Raw genomic sequence first — 17093 nt, 5'->3', positions numbered from 1 at the left:
CAATCGTGTCAGAGTGCCCCGCACAACACCGGCGACGGCCGAGCCCGGCCGGTGCAGTGCGAGGAAAGGTCAACGATGACCCCGTCGAACAACCCGCGGCCGGATCGGTGGGCCTTGTCCCGCCGCGCCCTGCTGCGAGCGGGGCTGCGGGCCGGGGCCGCCGCGGGCGGCCTGGCCGCGTTAGGCCCGCTCGGCGCCTGCGCCGGGCCCACCGGGAGCCCCGGGCCGGACACCCTCGTGCTGGCCCTGAACCGCTCGCTGGTCTCGCTGGACAACAAGCTCAACCAGTTCGAGGCCGCCGTCACCGTGCAGCGCGCCGTGCGCCAGGCCCTGACCACCATCGGGCCCGGCCTCACCCCGCGGCTCGTGCTCGCCGACCGGTTCGAGCTCACCGCGCCCACCGAGTGGACCGTGCGGCTGCGCGCCGGGGTGCGCTACTCCGACGGCACCCCGGTCACCGTGCGGGACGTCGCCGTCGCGCTGCGGATGTACCAGGGCGTCAGCGGTTCGTTCCTCGCCACGTTCTTCCCGGAATGGCCCGAAGTCGTGCCGCTGGACGCGCGGACCTTCCTGCTGCGCACCAGGAATCCGGCGCCCACGCTGGACTACCTGATGGCCAACATCCTCATCACCCCCGCCGCCGCGAACCGGCCGGAAGAGCTGCAGGACGGGGTCGGCAGCGGGCCGTACGTGGTCACCGCGGCGAACCGGGGGACCGGTGACTACGAGCTCGCCGCCAACTCCGCCTACTGGGGGCCGCGCCCGCGCACCGCGCGCGTCGAAGTGCGCTTCCTGCCGGAGGAGTCGAACCGGGTCGTCGCGCTGCGCAGCGGCGAGGTCGACGTGATCGACACGATCTCCCCGGACTCCGCCGACCAGCTGCGCGGGGTGCCGCAGGTTCGGATGCAGAACACCGAGGGCACCCGGATCAACCAGCTGTTCTACAACTTCCGCAAACCCGCCGGGCACCCGCTGGCCGATCCGCGGGTGCGGCGGGCGCTGACGTTCGCCATCGACGGCCGGACCCTCATCGACGACGTGCTCACCGGGTCCGTCACCCCCGCCACCGGGCCGGTGCCGAGCACGCTGGCCGGGGCGGTGCGCACCGGCGAGTACGTGCACGACCCGCGGCGGGCCAGGGAACTGCTCGCCGCCGCCGGAGTCCGCGAAGGTGACCTGGCGCTGCGGATCATCTGGGAGTCCGGCGAGTTCGCCAACGACACCACCGTGATGGAAGCCGTGCTGCAGATGCTCGGCGAGGTCGGCGTGCGCGTCGAGCTCCAGCAGTTCGAACCCGGTGGCGACATCGCGCAGTGGCGGCAGGGCCGCGGTGGGGACTGGGACGTCATCGGCAACGGGCTGAGCACCCCGACCGCGCTCGCCGTCTCCGCACTGCAGGGCATGTACGGCGGTACCCCCGAGGACGAGAAGACCCGCGACACCTACCAGGGTTACGTGTTCCCCGACGTGGCCGCGCTCATCGAACGCGCCACGTCCGAAGTGGACGGATCCGCGCGGCAGGACCTGCTGGCGCGGGCGCAGCAGGCCGTCTGGGACACCTGGCCGTGCCTGTGGGCGTTCGTGCCGCGCGTCGTGCTCGCCCAGCGGCAGCGGGTGTCCGGGCTGCGGCTGGAACCGACGAACTCCTACGACCTGGCCGCCGCGGGGGTGAGTGCGCCGTGACCGGCTACCTGCTGCGCCGCGTCGGGCAGAGCGCGCTGACCGTGTTCCTCACCGTCTCCACCGTGTTCGTGCTGATCCGCCTCGCACCCGGCGACCCGGCCGCCTCCTACGCGGGACCGATGGCGAGCCCTGCCGAGCTGGCCGCGGTCCGCGACCGGTTCGGCCTCGACGACCCGCTTCCCCAGCAGTACCTGGTGTTCCTGCGCGGGCTGCTCACCGGTGACCTCGGCACGTCCTACTCGTTCCAGGCACCCGCGTTCGACGTGGTGCTCGGACGGGTGCCGTACACGGTGACGTTGGCGCTCTCGGCGATCCTGGTGACGATGCTGGTCGCGGTGCCGCTGGGCACCTGGATGGCCCGGCACGCCGACTCGGCCCGCGAAGTCGGGGCGAACGTGCTGAGCATCGCCGGGCAGTCCATGCCCGACTTCTGGAGCGGCATCATGCTGCTCACCGCGTTCGCGGTGGTGCTGCCGGTGCTGCCCGCCTCCGGGTTCGCCACCTGGTCGGGCCTGGTGCTGCCGACGCTGACCGTGGCGGCGCTGCAGATCGCGCTGATCTCCCGGCTGGTGCGCCGCGAGATGGCCGCGAACCTCGCCGCGCCGTACCTGACCGCCGCCCGTTCGCGCGGTGTCCCGGAACGGGCGCTGGTGTGGCGCTACGCGATGGCGAACTCCGCGATCCCGGTGCTCACCGCGCTCGGCACCCGCTTCGCGGCGATGCTCAACGGCGTCGTCGTGGTGGAGGTCGTGTTCGCCTGGCCGGGCGTGGGGTCGCTGGTGGTGCGGGCGCTGGAGACCCGGGACTACCCGCTGATCCAGGCGACGGTGCTGGTCACCTCGGCGCTGGCGATCCTGGTGCAGCTGGTGATCGACCTGGCCTACCCGCTGCTGGACCCGCGGGTGCGACTCGGAAAGGCGGCCGCCCGATGACCGAGGCCGGAACCGCGCGCCCCAGCCGCGTCACCCCGCGGCAGCTCGGCCGCGCCACCGCCACCCGCCGGGCTCGCGCGGCCGCGGTGAAGCTGTGGGTCGGCGCCGGGTGCGCGCTGCTCGTGGTGGTACCGGTGGCGCTGGCCGGGGTGCTGCCGATCCCCGGAGCCAACGAGCAGCACCTCGACCGGCGCCGGCTGCCGCCGCTGGTGGACGGCCACCTGTTCGGCACGGACCAGCTCGGCCGCGACCTGCTGGCGCGGGTGCTGCACGGCGGGCAGGTGTCGCTGCTGATCGGGGTGCTGGCGGTCGTGGTGTCCGGGCTGATCGGCATCGTGCTCGGCTCGCTCGCCGGGTTCCTCGGCGGCTGGGTGGACGCGCTGGTCTCCCGCGCGCTGGAGGCGCAGCTGGCCCTGCCGCTGCTGATGATGCTGCTGCTGGTGGTGGCGCTGTTCGGCCCGTCGGTGCCGGTGATCACGTTCGTGATCGCCATCGCGCAGTGGCCCGAGGTGGCCCGGCTGGTGCGGTCGCTGGTCGTGGTGGAGCGGGAGAAGCCCTATGTGCAGGCCGGGCGGGTGCTCGGGCTCAGCAGGCCCGCGGTGCTGCTGCGGCACGTGGTGCCGAACGTGGTGGGGCAGGCGACGCTGGTGGTCCTGCTGCTGCTCGCGCAGGCGGTGCTGCTGGAGAGCGCGCTGAGCTACCTCGGTGCCGGGCCGCAGCGGCCGTTCGCGACCTGGGGCCGGATCATCTCCGACGGCCAGGACTACATCACCACCTCCTGGTGGATGGTGACGTTGCCGGGGCTGGTGATCGTGCTGCTGGTGGTCGGGGTGAACCTGCTCGGCGACGGGTTGCGGGACCGGTCCCCGAAGGTGCGCGGGGAGGCCGGGGCATGACCGAGCTGCTCGACGTCGAGGACCTCCAGATCGAACTGATCACGCCGCGCGGCGTGGTGCGCGCCGTGGACGGGGTGTCGTTCGGGCTGGCCGCGGGCGAGACGGTGACGCTCATCGGCGAATCCGGGTCCGGCAAGTCCACCACCGCGATGGGCCTGCTGCGGCTGCTGCCGCCGGGCCTGGCGGTGCTGTCCGGGCGGGCCCGGCTGCTGGGTCACGACGTGATCGCCGACGCGGGCGCGGGCGGCCGGCTGCGCGGGCGGGGCGTGTCGCTGATCCCGCAGGACCCGATGACCGCGCTGAGCCCGGTGCACACCATCGGTTCCCAGCTGCGCGAGGCGGTCCGCCGCGGCGGCACCTCCCGGTCGGCGGCGGGGGAGCGGGCCGCCGAACTGCTGCGGCAGGTGCGCATTCCCGAGCCCGTGCGGCAGCTGCGCAAGTACCCGCACCAGCTCTCCGGCGGCATGCTGCAGCGGGTGCTGATCGCCATCGCCCTCGCCGGGGAACCGCGGCTGCTCGTCGCCGACGAACCGACCAGCGCCCTCGACGTGACCGTGCAGGCCGGGGTGCTGGACCTGCTGCTGGAGATCCAGGAACGCACCGGCGCGGGCATCCTCATGATCACCCACGACCTGGGCGTGGCACGGCTGGTCTCGGATCGGGTGCACGTGATGCGCGGTGGCCGGTTCGCCGAGAGCGGGGACGTGGAACGCGTCGTCGACGACCCCGCCGAGGACTACACCCGGCGGCTGCTGGCCGCGGTGCCGCGGCTCGGACCCTGGGACGGAGGCGCCCGATGAGCAACACCGGACGGCCGCTGCTGGAGGTGCGCGACCTCGTCGTGGAATTCCCCGCGCCCGGCGGCGCCTTCCGCGCCGTGGACGGCGTGGACTTCGACGTGCACCGCGGCCGCACCCTCGGGATCGTCGGCGAATCCGGGTGCGGCAAGTCCACCATCGCCCGTGCCCTGGTGCGGCTGGGCACCCCGACGGCCGGGCGGATCGTGCTGGACGGCACCGACATCGCGCGGCTCGGGGAACGCAGGTTGCGGCCGCTGCGGCCCCGCATCCAGCTGGTGTTCCAGGACCCGTACGGGTCGCTGGACCCGCACCTGACCGCCGCCGAGATCGTCGCCGAACCGCTGCGGCTGCGCGGCGTGCGCTCGAAGGCGGAGCGGCGCAGGCTCGCCGCCGAGCTGATCGACCAGGTGGAGCTGCCGTCCACCGCGCTGCACCGCCGTCCCGCCGAGTTCTCCGGCGGGCAGCGCCAGCGCATCGGCATCGCACGCGCGCTCGCCAGCAGGCCCGAGGTGCTCGTGTGCGACGAGGCGACCAGCGCGCTCGACGTCTCGGTGCAGGCGCAGGTGCTGGCGCTGCTGCGGGAGCTGCAGCGCGAGCACGGGCTCACCTACCTGTTCATCTCGCACAACCTCGGCGTGGTGCGCGAGATCAGCGACGACGTGCTGGTGCTGCGCGGCGGCCGCGTCGTCGAACGCGGACCGGTCGACCGGGTCCTCGCCGCACCCCGGCATCCCTACACCCGCGCGCTGCGCGGCGCCGCCCTCGACCCCGCGGCCGTGCGGGGGCGCAAACCGCGCCACCTGCTCGCCGCGGCCGCACCCGCACCCGATGAAGGAGCGTCCGCATGACCGACCGTCCCGTGGCCCTGCCCGGTGTCCGCACCCCGCTGTCGAGACTGGTGCTGGGCACCATGACCTTCGGCGACACCGTGGACGCGGACGGCGCGGCGCGGATGCTGGACGCCGCGCTGGAGGCCGGGATCACCGGGGTGGACACCGCGAACGGCTACGCGGGCGGCGCCACCGAGGAGATCCTGCGCGAGCTGCTGCCCGGGCGCCGCGACCGCATCGTGCTCGCGACCAAGGCGGGCATGCCGCACCCCGACGCCGGGGAGCACTCACCGCTGTCGTCGGTCGGGCTGCGCGCGAGCGTGGAGGGCAGCCTGCGGCGGCTCGGCGTGGACCGGATCGACCTGTTCTACCTGCACCAGCCGGACCGGGCCGCGCCGCTCACCGAGACCCTCGGCACCGTCGCCGAGCTCGTCGCCGAAGGCAAGATCGACTCGCTGGGGGTGTCGAACTACGCGGCCTGGCAGATCGCGGAGGTCGACCACGTCGCCGACGAGGTCGGCGCGCCCCGGCCCGTGGCCGCCCAGCAGCTGTACAACCTGCTCGCCCGCCGCATCGAAGCCGAGTACGCCGAGTTCGCCGCGACCACCGGGTTGCACACCGTGGTCTACAACCCGCTCGGCGGCGGGCTGCTCACCGGCAGGCACCGCTTCGACCAGAACCCCGCGGGCGGCCGGTTCGGCGATTCGCGGCTCGCCGAGATGTACCGGAAGCGCTACTGGGACGCCGCCCTGTTCGAGGCGGTGGACCGGCTCGCCGCCATCGCCGACGGCGCGGGGCTGGCGCTGACCGAGCTGTCGCTGCGCTGGCTGCTCGGCAGGCCCGCCACCGGGGCACTGCTGCTCGGCGGTTCCCGCGTCGAGCACCTCCAGGCCAACATCGCCGCCGCCGAAGCCGGGCCGCTGCCCGCCGACGTCGTCGCGGCCTGCGACGAGGTCGGTGCCGCCCTGAACGGCCCGATGCCCGCCTACAACCGCTGAATGTCCCCACACGGCAAGGAGAACGTTCGCATGGTCGCCGCCGAGTTCGCGAAGAAGCTGCGCAACCGGGAGAAGATCGTCGGCTACTGGGCGGTGCTGGACGCGCCCATCGCCACCGAGCGCATCGCGCGCCTCGGCTACGACTACGTCGCCATCGACGGTCAGCACGGCCTGGTCGGCTATTCCGGCATCCTCAACGGGATGCTGGCCATCGACGCCGGTGGCCGCTCCGCCGGGCTGGTGCGGGTCGAGGCCAACGACCTCACCGCGATCGGCCGCTCGCTGGACGCCGGTGCCGCCGGGGTCATCGTGCCGCTCGTCGACGACGCGGCGGACGCGGCGAAGGCCGTGCACGCCACCCGGTACCCGCCGCACGGCGGCCGCTCCTACGGACCGATGCGGTCCGGGCTGCGCATCGGCCCGAAGCCCGCCGACGCGGACGCGGCCACCGTGGTCCTGGCCATGATCGAGACGCCGCAGGGGCTGGCGAACGTCGAGGAGATCTGCGCGACGCCCGGGCTGGACGGCGTCTACGTCGGGCCGTCCGACCTGTGCCTGGCCGTGGGCGGGGCGTTCCCCGGCGACCCGGCGGTCGCCGATGCATTCGAGGACGCCGTCACCGCGGTGCGCGAGGCCGCCGCGAAGGCCGGGATCGCTGCGGGCATCCACACCCCGAACGGGGAGACCGCGGCGCGCCGCCTCGCTGAGGGCTACACCTTCGCCAGCGTCGCCTCCGACGTGGTGCACCTGGAGCAGGTCGCCGCCGCGCACCTGAAGGCGGCCACCGAATGAGCGCGCCGCGGGAGGAGTTCCTGCCCGCACCGGACGTCCAGTCGCACGCCGCGAACCTGCTGCCGCTGCCGAGCGGCGAGCTCGCCTGCGCCTGGTTCTCCGGCACGCAGGAAGGTCTCTCCGACATCGACGTGTGGTTCTCCCGGCACGACGGCACCGCCTGGTCCGAGCCGCTGCGGATCTCCGCCGACCCGGAGCGCTCCGAGCAGAACCCGGTGCTGTTCCAGGCTCCCGGCGGGCGGCTGTGGGTGCTCTACACCGCGCAGCGCGCCGGGAACCAGGACACCGCCGAGGTTCGGGTGCGCACCTCCGGCGACGGCGGCCGCAGCTGGGACGCGGCCCGCACCCTCATCCCGGCGTCCCCGGACGGCGGCGTGTTCGTGCGCCAGCCGGTCGTGGTGCTGGACTCGGGCCGCTGGCTGCTGCCGGTGTTCCGCTGCCCGCGCCCGGAAACCGGGCGGTGGCGCGGAGACCACGACACCAGCGCCGTGCTCGCCTCGGATGACGGCGGACGCAGCTGGCAGGCGCACGAGGTGCCCGGCAGCACCGGCTGCGTGCACATGAACGTGCTCGCCCCGCCCGGCGGGGAGCTGGTGGCGCTGTTCCGCCGCCGCCAGGCCGACTTCGTGTACCTGAGCCGCTCCACCGACGGGATCACCTGGAGCGAGCCGGAACCCACGGAGCTGCCGAACAACAACTCCTCGATCCAGGCGGCGGTGCTCGACGACGGGGCGATCGCGCTGGTGCACAACGCCAGCAGCGCCGCGGACGCCACCGAACGCCGTGAATCGCTCTACGACGAGATCGACGACGGCGCGACTGAGTCCGCACCGGACGAACCGGGCCCGGCGTTCTGGGGCGCGCCGCGCGCACCGCTGTCGCTGGCGGTGTCCACCGACGGCGGGCGCAGCTGGCCGGTGCGCCGCGACGTCGAGACCGGCGACGGCCACTGCCTCACCAACAACTCCCGGGACGGCCGCAACCGGGAGCTGTCCTACCCGTCCATCGCGCAGACCGCCGACGGCGCCCTGCACCTCGCGTACACCTACCACCGCCGGGTCATCAAGCACGTCGTCGTGGACCGGGCCTGGGCAGCAGCGGAGCCGACATGCCACGCGTCCTGATCAGCACCCCCACCTTCGGCCGGTTCTCCGCGCAGCCGCGGGAGATCCTCGAAACCGCCGCCGAAGTGCACCGCCCGCAACCGGACCGCGCGCTGCGGCACGAGGAGCTGCTCGCGCACGTCCCGGACGCCGACGGGCTCATCGTCGGCATGGACGACGTCACCGCCGACGTGCTCGACGCCGCGCCGCGGCTGCGGGTCGTCGCCAAGCACGGCGTCGGCGTCGACACCATCGACGTCGCCGCCGCCCGCGAACGCGGCGTGCGGGTCGTGTACGCGCCCGGCAGCAACTCGCGGGCCGTCGCCGAGCTCGCCTTCGGCCTGATGCTCGCCGCCGCCCGCGGCATCGGGCGCTCGCACGCCGAGGTCATCGGCGGCGGCTGGCCGAAGCCGTTCGGCCCGGAACTCGCCGGGCGCACCCTCGGCATCCTCGGGTTCGGCCGGATCGGGCGGCTGCTCGGCGGCTACGCCACCGCGTTCGGGATGGACGTGCTCGCCCACGACCCCCACCTGCCCGCCGAGGTGTTCGCCGAGCACGGGGTCCGCTCCGCCGGATTCGCCGACTGCCTCACCGGATCGGACTTCGTCAGCCTGCACCTGCCCGGCGCCCCGGGCGCGGCACCGCTGCTGGACCGCGCCGCACTGGAATCGATGCGGCCCGGCTCGATCCTCGTCAACACCGCCCGCGGGGGGCTCGTCGACGAGCCCGCGCTCGCCGACCTGCTGCACTCCGGGCACCTCGGCGGCGCCGGAGTGGACGCCTTCTCGGTGGAACCGCCCGCGGGGAACCCGCTGCTGACGGCGCCGAACGCGGTGCTCACCTCGCACCTCGGCGCGTGCAGCCACGAAGCGAACCGGCAGATGGGCCGGATGGTCGCCGAGGACGTGGTGCGCGTGCTCACCGGCGCCGACCCGGTGCACGAAGCCTCCTGAGCCCGACCACCCCGGCACCGCCGCCGGAGGAGAGGAACCCACCGCCATGGCAGAGCAGACGGCCGCGTCCCCGGCCGCCGCCGACCCGTACGCGCTGTCCCCCGACGACGTGCGCGAAGCCCCCACCACCTTCCGGGGCCGGGTGCGCCACCTGGGGCCGGGGCTGGTGCTCTCCGCCGCCGTCGTCGGCTCCGGCGAGCTGATCGTCACCACCTCGCTCGGCGCCCGCGCCGGGTTCGTGCTGCTCTGGTTGGTGATCATCAGCGCGGCGGTGAAGGTGTGGGTGCAGATGGAGCTGGCCCGCTGGACCATCCTCACCGGCAAGACCGCGCTGCGCGGCTACGGCCAGGTCGGCCCGAAGATCGGCCGCGTCGGCTGGATCAACTGGCTGTGGATCGGCATGGACTTCACCAAGATGCTGCAGCGCGGCGGCATCATCGGCGGTACCGCGGCCGCCTGCTCCATCCTGTGGCCGATCACCGGGGAGGCGCTGGGATTCCCGTCGCTGCTGGTGTGGACGGTGCTGATCACCGCGAGTCTGGTGCTGCTGCTGCGCAGCGGCCGCTACAGCGTCGTCGAGCGCACCGCCGTCGCCTCCGTCGTCGTGTTCACCGTCGCCACCGTGTCGCTCGCGCTGGGCCTGCCGCTGACCCCGTTCGGCTACGGGCCCGCAGACCTCGGCGCCGGGCTCAGCTTCCTCATACCGGCCGGGACCGTCGGCATCGCGGTGTCCATGTTCGGGCTCACCGGCGTCGGCGCCGACGAGATGACCACCTACACCTACTGGTGCCTGGAGAAGGGCTACGCGCGCTGGACCGGGCCGGACGACGGCACCGAGCAGCGGGCCCGCCGGGCCGAAGGCTGGCTCGCGGTGATGCGGCTGGACGTGCTGGTGTCCTGGGTGGTGTGCACCGTGTGCACGCTGTCGTTCTACGTCATCGGCGCGGCCGTGCTGCACCCGCAGGGCCTGGTGCCCAGCGGCAACGACATGATCACCACGCTGTCCCGGATCTACACCGACGTGCTCGGGCCGTGGGCGGAGTACCTGTTCCTGTTCGGCGCGATCGCCGTGCTCGGCTCCACCGCCATCGGGTCCTCGGCGAGCGTGCCGCGGTTGTGGACCAACACGCTCGGCCTGCTCGGCGTCATCGACTGGCACGACGTCCGGGCCCGGCAGCGCACCGTGCGGTTGCTCACCACCCTGTTCCCGCCGCTGTGGGCCGTGCTGTTCCTGTTCGCGCAGGAACCCGTGCTGATGGTGCAGATCGGCGGCATCGGCAGCGGGATCTTCCTGCTCGCCGTCGTCGTCGCGGTGTGGCACTTGCGCAGCACCGAAGTGGACCGGAGGTTCCGGGCCGGCCGCTGGCCGACCGCCGTGCTGGTGCTCAGCAGCGCCGCGATCACCGTGCTCGGCGTGTACACGGTGCTGGAGGTGTTCGGCATCGGCTTCGGCGGTTGAGCCGCCGCGGAGTCTTGGATCTAGGCCGTTCGGTGGTGTTGACTGTGCGGAGCCGACCGGCGGAAGGACCGCGTTGTTCACCACCCGACCGACCCTGCAGGGCACGTACGGCATGGCGTCCTCGACGCACTGGCTGGCGTCCGCGGCGGCGATGGCGGTGCTGGAGGACGACGGCAACGCCTTCGACGCGGCGGTCGCGGCCGGGTTCGTCCTGCACGTCGTCGAACCGCACCTGAACGGGCCCGCCGGTGAAGTGCCCATCATCTTCGCCCCGGCCGGGCGGGAACCGGTGGTGCTGTGCGGGCAGGGCCCCGCGCCGGCCGGTGCGACCGTGGCGCACTACCGGGACCTGGGGCTGGAGCTGGTGCCGGGGACCGGTCCGCTCGCGGCCGCGGTGCCGGGCGCCTTCGACGCGTGGTTGCTGCTGCTGCGCGACCACGGCACCAAGGAACTCGCCGACGTGCTCGACCACGCCATCGGCTACGCCGAGAACGGACACCCGGCGGTCGAGCGCATCGGGCGGACCGTGCGCACCGTGCAGGACCTGTTCCGCGCCGAATGGCCGAGCTCCGCCGAGCTGTACCTGCCCGGGGGCAGCCCGCCAGCGCCGGGCGCGCTGCTGCGCAACCCCGCGCTCGCCCGCACCTGGCGCCGGGTGCTGACCGAGGCCACCGGGCCGAGCCGGGAAGCGCGGATCGACGCCGCTCGCGGGGTGTGGCGCGAGGGCTTCATCGCCGAGGAGCTCGCCGCGGCCGCCGCCCGGTCCACGATGGACAGTTCGGGGGAGCGGCACGCGGGCACCCTCACCGGCGAGGACCTCGCCCGGTTCAGCGCCACCTACGAAGCACCCGCGAGCTACGAGTGGAACGGCTGGACGGTGTGCAAGGCCGGGCTGTGGAGCCAGGGCCCGGTGCTGCTGCAGCAGCTCGCGCTGCTGCCCGACTCGCTCGACCTCGACGCCGCCGACTACCTGCACACCCTCGTCGAAGGCACCAAGCTCGCGATGGCCGACCGGGAGGCCTGGTACGGCGACGGCACCGACGTCACCGTCGCCGAACTGCTCGACCCCGGCTACAACGAGCAGCGCCGCGCGCTCATCGGCGACCGCGCCTCGCGCGAACTGCGCCCCGGCAGCCCCGGCGGCCGCACGCCCCGGCTCAGCGCGCACGCGCAGCGGGTGCAGGACGGCCCGCTCGACCTCGTCGCCCCCGCCGGTGCCGGTGAACCCACGGTGGCCCGCGACGGCGAGACCCGCGGCGACACCTGCCACCTCGACGTGGTGGACCGCTGGGGCAACATGATCGCCGCGACGCCCAGCGGTGGCTGGCTGCACTCGAATCCGGTGATCGGCTCGCTCGGCTTCCCGCTCGGCACCCGGTTGCAGATGGCGTGGCTCGAACCCGGCCTGCCGAACTCGCTGGCCCCCGGCAGGCGGCCGCGCACCACGCTCACCCCGTCGCTGGCGCTGCGCGGCGGGGAGGCGGTGCTCGCGTTCGGCACGCCCGGCGGTGACCAGCAGGACCAGTGGAGCACGCACTTCTTCCTGGCGGTGGCGCTGCGCGAACCGGTCCGCGGCGGCTGGGACCTGCAGGGCGCGATCGACGCGCCGAACTGGCACACCGAGAGCTTCCCCGGCTCCTTCTACCCGCGGGCGATGCGGCCCGGTTCGGTCACCGTCGAATCCCGCGTCGGCTACTCGGTGATCGCCGACCTGCGCCGCCGCGGGCACGACGTCACCGTCGGGGAGCCGTGGTCGGAGGGCAGGCTCAGCGCGGTCGCCCGCGACCCGGAGACCGGGGTGCTCTCCGCGGCGGCCAACCCGCGCGGCATGCAGGGGTACGCGGTAGGCCGATGACTGCGGAGCGTGGCCATTGTGGTCACGAACGCAATCCCATGCCTCCGAATGGAGCATTGTTCGTTCCACGTTCGGGGGACAGTATGGGAGCCTCAACGGCTCTTGCTCGATCCCGAAGGACGCCCCGCTGTGCCCCAGCCCACCGCCGTGCGCGGTCTGCGTCGCATCGAACTGGTCACCACCGACCCGGAAGGCGCGGCGCTGTTCCACCAGGACCTGCTGGGCTGGCGGGTGTGGGACTCGATCGCGGGCGGATTCGAGTGCTGGGTGGGGCAGCGGCACTGCGCCTCGCTGCGGCCCGCCACGCACGGTGTGCGCCCCGGCTGGTACGTGGTGTTCGCCGGCGCGCGGCACGACGGCGACCTCGTCGGGCCCGACGAGGTGACCGCGCGGATGGTCCGCGGGCGCGCGCAGCACGGCCCGTGGGCTCCCGCGCCGCGACGGGGCGAACCGTGCTGGGTGGACCTGCACAGCGCCGAACAGCAGCGATCCGACGAGTTCTGGGCGTCGACGCTCGGCTGGTCCGTCGACGGCGACCGCTACCTCACCGGGGGCCGCCCGCTGGCGGCGCGCTCCGCCGATCGGCTGGACGGGCGCTGGGGCTGGGTGTGCCACTTCGCCACCGAGGACGTGCGGGAGGCCGCGGACCGCGCCGTCGAGGGCGGCGGCCGCGTCGTCACCGAACTCCGCCACCGGGTCCTCGGCGAGGTGGTGGTGATCGCCGACTCGCACGGCGCGGTCCTCGGCCTCACCGCCGACACCGGGGCCTGGGGCGGCTAGACCGGGTCCAGGCGCGCCCGGAGCAGGCAGAACTCGTTGCCCTCCGGATCGGCGAGGCAGTACCAGGGTTCCGCGCCGGTCTGCCCGACGTCCACCGGCCGGGCGCCCGCCGCCAGCAGCCGGTCCAGCTCCGCGTCCGCGTCGCGGTCGGTGGCGTTCACGTCGAGGTGCAGCGGCAGCTTCCCGCTCCGCGGATCGGTGGACGGGCTGAGCACGATCGTCGGCTGCGGTCCGCCGAACCCGGTGCGCGGGCCGATCTCGATGCCGTCGTCCTGCCGGTCCAGCACCACGAAGTCCAGCACCTCGCACCAGAACCGGGCCAGCGCCTCCGGATCCCGGCAATCGAGCACGAGTTCGCTGATGCGGCACGCCATCCGGCACCTGCTCTCCACGAGGCCGCCGGGCCGGCGGCACCGCGGTGACGGTATCCGCCCCGCGCGGGGCGTCGACCGATTTTCCGGCGGCACCACGGTTGGTCCATTGTGGACCACGTCGGCGAACCGGCGTCCCGCTCGGCCGATAGGCAGGACCGGTCAGGTGCGGCGCGGGGTGAGGTCGGTGAGGACCTGGTGGGTCCGGTTGGCGCGCACCGACATCCGCTGTTCGCGGGCGGTCACGTCGATGTAGGTCTGGCTGGAGTTGATCGACGCGTGGCCGAGCAGCTTCGCGATCTCCGCCGCGTTCGCCCCGTCCTCGGCCAGCCGCGTCGCGAAGGTGTGCCGCAGCGCGTGCACCATCGCGCCGCGCTGCACCCGGTCCGAGATCCCGGCCGCGCGCAACGACTGGCGCACCAGGTACTGCAGCCCGCCGCGGCGCAGCGGCTCCCCGCGGTGGTCCACGAACAGCGGTTCCGCACCGGGCAGCCGATCGCCGAACCGCACCCGCCGCGAGCTCAGGTAGGCGCCGACCACGTCGTCCAGCGCGCCCTCGATGGGGATGGACCGGTTCTTGCCGCCCTTGCCGCGCACGTGCAGCCGCCGGTCGCCGGGCCGCCCGGCCAGCGAGGCCACCGTGAGGTCCAGCAGCTCCGCCGAGCGCACCCCCGTGCACAGCAGCACCGCCAGCACCGCGAGATCCCGCTCCGGCCACGGGTTCCGCGCCCGGCGCCCGCCTTCGGCGACCAGCCGCAGCAGCCGTTCCGGGGTGTCCTCGCCCTGCAGCGGTTTAGGCGTGGCCGGGGAGCTGCGCGGCTTCGGCACCACCTGCATCGGGTTGCCGCCGACGGCGCCCTCCACCACGAGGAAGCCGAAGAACCCGTTCCAGGTGGACCACGCCCGCGTCACCGAGGACGCCGAGCGGGCCGCGGCGTGCCGGGCGAAAGCGGAGCGCAGCTCGGTGGCGGTCACCTCGGCCACCGGGAGCTCCGCGACGCGGGTGCCGGTGATCTCCGCCAGCGCCGCGCCCACCGAGCCCAGGTCCAGCCGGTAGGCGCGCAGCGAGTTCGCGGCGAGCTTCCTGGCCTGGAGGTGCTCCAGGTAGACCTCGACCCAGCGCGCCACCGAACCTCCGGTCGCCTCCCGCACCACCGCACCTCCAGCTCCACGAATGATCATCCACCCCGATGGAACCAGACACCACCGACGATCTCGCGGCGGCGCCGCGGGCGGGCGTCAGCGGCCGTCGGTCAGCGTGAACTCGGCGCGGGCGCGGACCTCCCCGTTGACCTGGAGCTCCAGGGCGTGCCCGCCCGGGTGGTAGCGGCGGGTGGTGATCTCGCGGAACGAGTGGCGCTTGGCCAGCTCCCAGGTGCCGCCCGGTTCGAGGGTCCTGGTGGTGAGCTTGAAGGTCTTGGCGGTCCGCCCGCCGTTCGCCTTCCGGTGGTGCACCAGGTAGTCGACGGCGAGCGCGACCGGTTCGGCGCCGGTGTTGACCAGGGTGCTGCGGAACTCCAGCGCCCCACCGATCGCGACGAGGTCCGCGCCCAGCGCCAGCGCCCCCACCCGCACCTGCGGCGCGGGGGAGTAGCCGAGCAGCGCCAGCGCCCCCGGATGCCCCTTCTTGACCAGCGTCCGCAGCCCGTGCCGCACCACCCGCGAGGTGTGCTCGCCCGGGTCGGCGAGCCAGCGCGCGGCGGTGTCCACGACGAGCGCCGGGTGGTCCCGGCTGAGGTCGTTGAGGTGGTTGGCCGCGGACCGGCGCACGTACTCGCTGGTGTCGCCGTGCAGCGCGTCGATGATCGGCACCGTGGCGCCCGGTTCGGCCAGCAGCGCCCGCACCCGCTTCGCCCACGGCAGGTAGGGCCTGGTGCCTTCGGACGCGAGCCGCCGCACGTGCTCGTCCGGAGAGCGCGTCCACTCCTCGATCCGCGGCAGCGCGCGGTGCAGGTCGTGCTCCAGCAGCCCCCGGAGCGCGAATTCGGAGCTCAGCAGCGGGGTCAGCTCGGCCAGCGAGTCCAACGCCGCGTCGAACGCCCCGCCGGTGCCGTCGGCGACCGCGCGGGAGACCACGGCTTCGGTCACCGGCCAGACCAGCCAGCCGGTGAACTCGGGGAACTCGCGCGCCGCCCGCACCGCGTCCAGCAGGGCGGCGAGATCACCGGGCACGTCCGCCAGCAGCGCGTCCCGCAGCAGGTCGCAGCGCTGCCGGAGACCCAGCGGGCCCAGCCGGGCCGCGGCGGCCCGCACCGCGCCCGCTCGGTCGAACACCCGCGCCAGGTCCCGTGCCACGTCGGGACCCACCAGTTCGTCGGCGAACGGCATCGCTTCGCTCCTGCCCGGCCCCGCGGCCGCTCGTCTTCCGTCGGGGAACTCCTACCAGCCGCCGCCGACACACCCGGATGCCACGTTTAATCCGGGCCGGTTCGGCCGATCATGTGCGGTGTGGAGCAACAGGGGGAACCCGGTGTGCCGCGCGGACTGCGGATCGCGGGGGCGGTGAGCTGGCGGCTGCTCGCGATCGCGGGCGTGCTGGTGGTGCTGGCGCGCATCGTGTCCGCGCTCGCCGAGCTCGTGATCGCGCTCGGCGTGGCGCTGCTGCTGGCCGCGCTGCTGGCACCGCTGGTCGGCAAGCTCACCCGGTGGGGCGTGCCGCGCACCGCCGCGACCGTGCTGGCGCTGCTGCTCGGACTGGTGGTGGTGGGCGGGGTGCTCACCCTCGTGATCATCACCGTGATCAACGGGCTGCCCGGGTTGCAGGCGCAGGCGGCGCAGACCGTGGAGGGCGTCCACCACTGGTTGCGCACCGGACCGCTGGCGCTGAGCCAGGGGCAGCTGGACGGCTGGGTGCAGCGCATCACCGACTACCTGCGCACCAGCCAGAGCGGGCTCACCGCGGGGGCGCTGAGCACCGCGACCACCGTGCTCAGCGTCGGCAGCGGGCTGCTGCTGGCGCTGTTCACGCTGATCTTCTTCCTGCGCGACGGCACCCGGATCTGGCGGTTCGTGCTGCGCGTGCTGGTTCCCGGGCGCGTCCGGGACCGGGTCGACGTGGCCGGGCAGCACGCGTTCCGCTCGCTGGTCGCCTACGTGCGGGCGAGCGCGGCCGTGGCGCTGATGGACGCGGTGGGCATCGGCGTCGGCTGCGCGCTCGTCGGGGTGCCGCTGTCGGCGGCGCTGGCCGCGCTGGTGTTCCTCGGCGCGTTCGTGCCCTACGTCGGGGCGATGATCACCGGCTCGATCGCGGTGCTGATGGCGCTGGTCACCACCGGCCCGCTGCCCGCGATCATCGTGCTGGCGGTGGTCGTCGGGGTGATGCAGCTGGAGGGGCACGTGCTGCAGCCGCTGATCCTCGGGCACGCGGTGCGGCTGCACCCGCTGGCGATCGTCCTCGGTGTCACCGCCGGCTTCCTCGGTGCGGGAGTGGCGGGCGCGGTGTTCTCGGTGCCGGTCATCGCGCTGCTCAACGCCGGTGTCCGGGCGCTCGCCGCACCGCCCGCGGACCTGGAACCGCAGCCCGAACCCGGCGCGGAGGCCGAATCCGACCCCTCGCCCGGGGCCGGACCGGAGTCCGCCGACGACGCGGAGGAACCGGGTTAGCGCCGCGCCCGGCGTGCGATCACCGGGGGCCGCGCACC

General features: G+C 74.0%; 16 protein-coding genes. 13 read left to right on the top strand and 3 right to left on the bottom strand.

Going from position 1 to position 17093, the window contains the following annotated elements:
• Window positions 1–75: 75 nt before the first annotated feature.
• The 12 genes from AC29IT_RS27960 (at window position 76) to AC29IT_RS27905 (ending at window position 13081) form a co-directional block, all read left to right on the top strand.
• On the top strand, window positions 76–1683 hold the full coding sequence (locus tag AC29IT_RS27960) for an ABC transporter substrate-binding protein (protein WP_488220671.1): 1608 nt from the start codon (window positions 76–78) through the stop codon (window positions 1681–1683).
• Entirely contained in the window at window positions 1680–2615 is a 936-nt protein-coding gene (locus tag AC29IT_RS27955; protein ID WP_488220670.1) for an ABC transporter permease, read from the top strand. Before AC29IT_RS27960 ends, AC29IT_RS27955 begins: the two co-directional genes overlap by 4 nt.
• The gene (locus AC29IT_RS27950; protein ID WP_488220669.1) at window positions 2612–3511 is read left to right on the top strand and encodes an ABC transporter permease; all 900 of its coding nucleotides are present in this window, start codon (window positions 2612–2614) and stop codon (window positions 3509–3511) included. The genes AC29IT_RS27955 and AC29IT_RS27950 overlap by 4 nt, the downstream gene beginning before the upstream one ends.
• Entirely contained in the window at window positions 3508–4311 is an 804-nt protein-coding gene (locus tag AC29IT_RS27945; protein ID WP_488220668.1) for an ABC transporter ATP-binding protein, read from the top strand. The genes AC29IT_RS27950 and AC29IT_RS27945 overlap by 4 nt, the downstream gene beginning before the upstream one ends.
• Window positions 4308–5159, top strand: a complete 852-nt coding sequence (locus AC29IT_RS27940; RefSeq protein ID WP_488220667.1) for an ATP-binding cassette domain-containing protein — start codon at window positions 4308–4310, stop codon at window positions 5157–5159. The genes AC29IT_RS27945 and AC29IT_RS27940 overlap by 4 nt, the downstream gene beginning before the upstream one ends.
• Complete coding sequence (locus AC29IT_RS27935) at window positions 5156–6139, top strand: aldo/keto reductase (RefSeq protein ID WP_488220666.1); 984 nt, start codon at window positions 5156–5158, stop codon at window positions 6137–6139. The genes AC29IT_RS27940 and AC29IT_RS27935 overlap by 4 nt, the downstream gene beginning before the upstream one ends.
• Complete coding sequence (locus AC29IT_RS27930; protein WP_488220665.1) at window positions 6140–6931, top strand: HpcH/HpaI aldolase family protein; 792 nt, start codon at window positions 6140–6142, stop codon at window positions 6929–6931.
• Window positions 6928–8055, top strand: a complete 1128-nt coding sequence (locus AC29IT_RS27925) for a sialidase family protein (RefSeq protein WP_488220664.1) — start codon at window positions 6928–6930, stop codon at window positions 8053–8055. Before AC29IT_RS27930 ends, AC29IT_RS27925 begins: the two co-directional genes overlap by 4 nt.
• Window positions 8040–8987 carry a phosphoglycerate dehydrogenase gene (locus tag AC29IT_RS27920; RefSeq protein ID WP_488220663.1) on the top strand — a complete coding sequence of 316 codons (948 nt, stop codon included), beginning with the start codon at window positions 8040–8042 and terminating at the stop codon, window positions 8985–8987. The genes AC29IT_RS27925 and AC29IT_RS27920 overlap by 16 nt, the downstream gene beginning before the upstream one ends.
• Window positions 8988–9033: 46 nt before the next feature.
• On the top strand, window positions 9034–10446 hold the full coding sequence (locus AC29IT_RS27915; RefSeq protein WP_488220662.1) for an Nramp family divalent metal transporter: 1413 nt from the start codon (window positions 9034–9036) through the stop codon (window positions 10444–10446).
• Between the two features lie 73 nt (window positions 10447–10519).
• Window positions 10520–12301, top strand: coding sequence for a gamma-glutamyltransferase family protein (locus tag AC29IT_RS27910; RefSeq protein WP_488220661.1), 1782 nt, complete (start codon window positions 10520–10522; stop codon window positions 12299–12301).
• 129 nt (window positions 12302–12430) lie between these two features.
• On the top strand, window positions 12431–13081 hold the full coding sequence (locus AC29IT_RS27905; protein ID WP_488220660.1) for a VOC family protein: 651 nt from the start codon (window positions 12431–12433) through the stop codon (window positions 13079–13081).
• Here AC29IT_RS27905 and AC29IT_RS27900 read toward each other — a convergent pair.
• From AC29IT_RS27900 to AC29IT_RS27890, 3 genes are all read right to left on the bottom strand, one after another.
• Complete coding sequence (locus AC29IT_RS27900; RefSeq protein ID WP_488220659.1) at window positions 13078–13455, bottom strand: VOC family protein; 378 nt, start codon at window positions 13453–13455, stop codon at window positions 13078–13080. The two genes, AC29IT_RS27905 and AC29IT_RS27900, sit on opposite strands and share 4 nt — an antisense overlap.
• 159 nt (window positions 13456–13614) lie before the next feature.
• Complete coding sequence (locus AC29IT_RS27895) at window positions 13615–14634, bottom strand: tyrosine-type recombinase/integrase (protein WP_488220658.1); 1020 nt, start codon at window positions 14632–14634, stop codon at window positions 13615–13617.
• 57 nt (window positions 14635–14691) lie between these two features.
• Window positions 14692–15780, bottom strand: coding sequence for a DNA alkylation repair protein (locus tag AC29IT_RS27890; protein ID WP_488220657.1), 1089 nt, complete (start codon window positions 15778–15780; stop codon window positions 14692–14694).
• A 111-nt stretch (window positions 15781–15891) separates the two neighbouring features.
• Between AC29IT_RS27890 and AC29IT_RS27885 the strand changes: the two genes are divergently transcribed.
• The gene (locus tag AC29IT_RS27885) at window positions 15892–17055 is read left to right on the top strand and encodes an AI-2E family transporter (protein WP_488220656.1); all 1164 of its coding nucleotides are present in this window, start codon (window positions 15892–15894) and stop codon (window positions 17053–17055) included.
• The last annotated feature ends 38 nt before the right edge of the window (window positions 17056–17093 follow it).

Source organism: Saccharopolyspora sp. MMCC62 (assembly GCF_057736575.1).
The sequence above is the reverse complement of the archived record's forward strand: the minus strand, read 5'-3'. Positions and strand labels throughout refer to the sequence as shown.

Excerpts from the sequence above, each read along its gene's own strand:
- AC29IT_RS27960 (WP_488220671.1), top strand. The coding sequence starts at position 76 with ATGACCCCGTCGAACAACCCGCGGCCGGATCGGTGGGCCTTGTCCCGC.
- AC29IT_RS27950 (WP_488220669.1), top strand. The coding sequence starts at position 2,612 with ATGACCGAGGCCGGAACCGCGCGCCCCAGCCGCGTCACCCCGCGGCAG.
- AC29IT_RS27945 (WP_488220668.1), top strand. The coding sequence starts at position 3,508 with ATGACCGAGCTGCTCGACGTCGAGGACCTCCAGATCGAACTGATCACG.
- AC29IT_RS27940 (WP_488220667.1), top strand. The coding sequence starts at position 4,308 with ATGAGCAACACCGGACGGCCGCTGCTGGAGGTGCGCGACCTCGTCGTG.
- AC29IT_RS27935 (WP_488220666.1), top strand. The coding sequence starts at position 5,156 with ATGACCGACCGTCCCGTGGCCCTGCCCGGTGTCCGCACCCCGCTGTCG.
- AC29IT_RS27930 (WP_488220665.1), top strand. The coding sequence starts at position 6,140 with ATGTCCCCACACGGCAAGGAGAACGTTCGCATGGTCGCCGCCGAGTTC.
- AC29IT_RS27925 (WP_488220664.1), top strand. The coding sequence starts at position 6,928 with ATGAGCGCGCCGCGGGAGGAGTTCCTGCCCGCACCGGACGTCCAGTCG.
- AC29IT_RS27920 (WP_488220663.1), top strand. The coding sequence starts at position 8,040 with ATGCCACGCGTCCTGATCAGCACCCCCACCTTCGGCCGGTTCTCCGCG.
- AC29IT_RS27915 (WP_488220662.1), top strand. The coding sequence starts at position 9,034 with ATGGCAGAGCAGACGGCCGCGTCCCCGGCCGCCGCCGACCCGTACGCG.
- AC29IT_RS27900 (WP_488220659.1), bottom strand. The coding sequence starts at position 13,455 with ATGGCGTGCCGCATCAGCGAACTCGTGCTCGATTGCCGGGATCCGGAG.
- AC29IT_RS27895 (WP_488220658.1), bottom strand. The coding sequence starts at position 14,634 with ATGATCATTCGTGGAGCTGGAGGTGCGGTGGTGCGGGAGGCGACCGGA.
- AC29IT_RS27890 (WP_488220657.1), bottom strand. The coding sequence starts at position 15,780 with ATGCCGTTCGCCGACGAACTGGTGGGTCCCGACGTGGCACGGGACCTG.
- AC29IT_RS27885 (WP_488220656.1), top strand. The coding sequence starts at position 15,892 with ATGTGCGGTGTGGAGCAACAGGGGGAACCCGGTGTGCCGCGCGGACTG.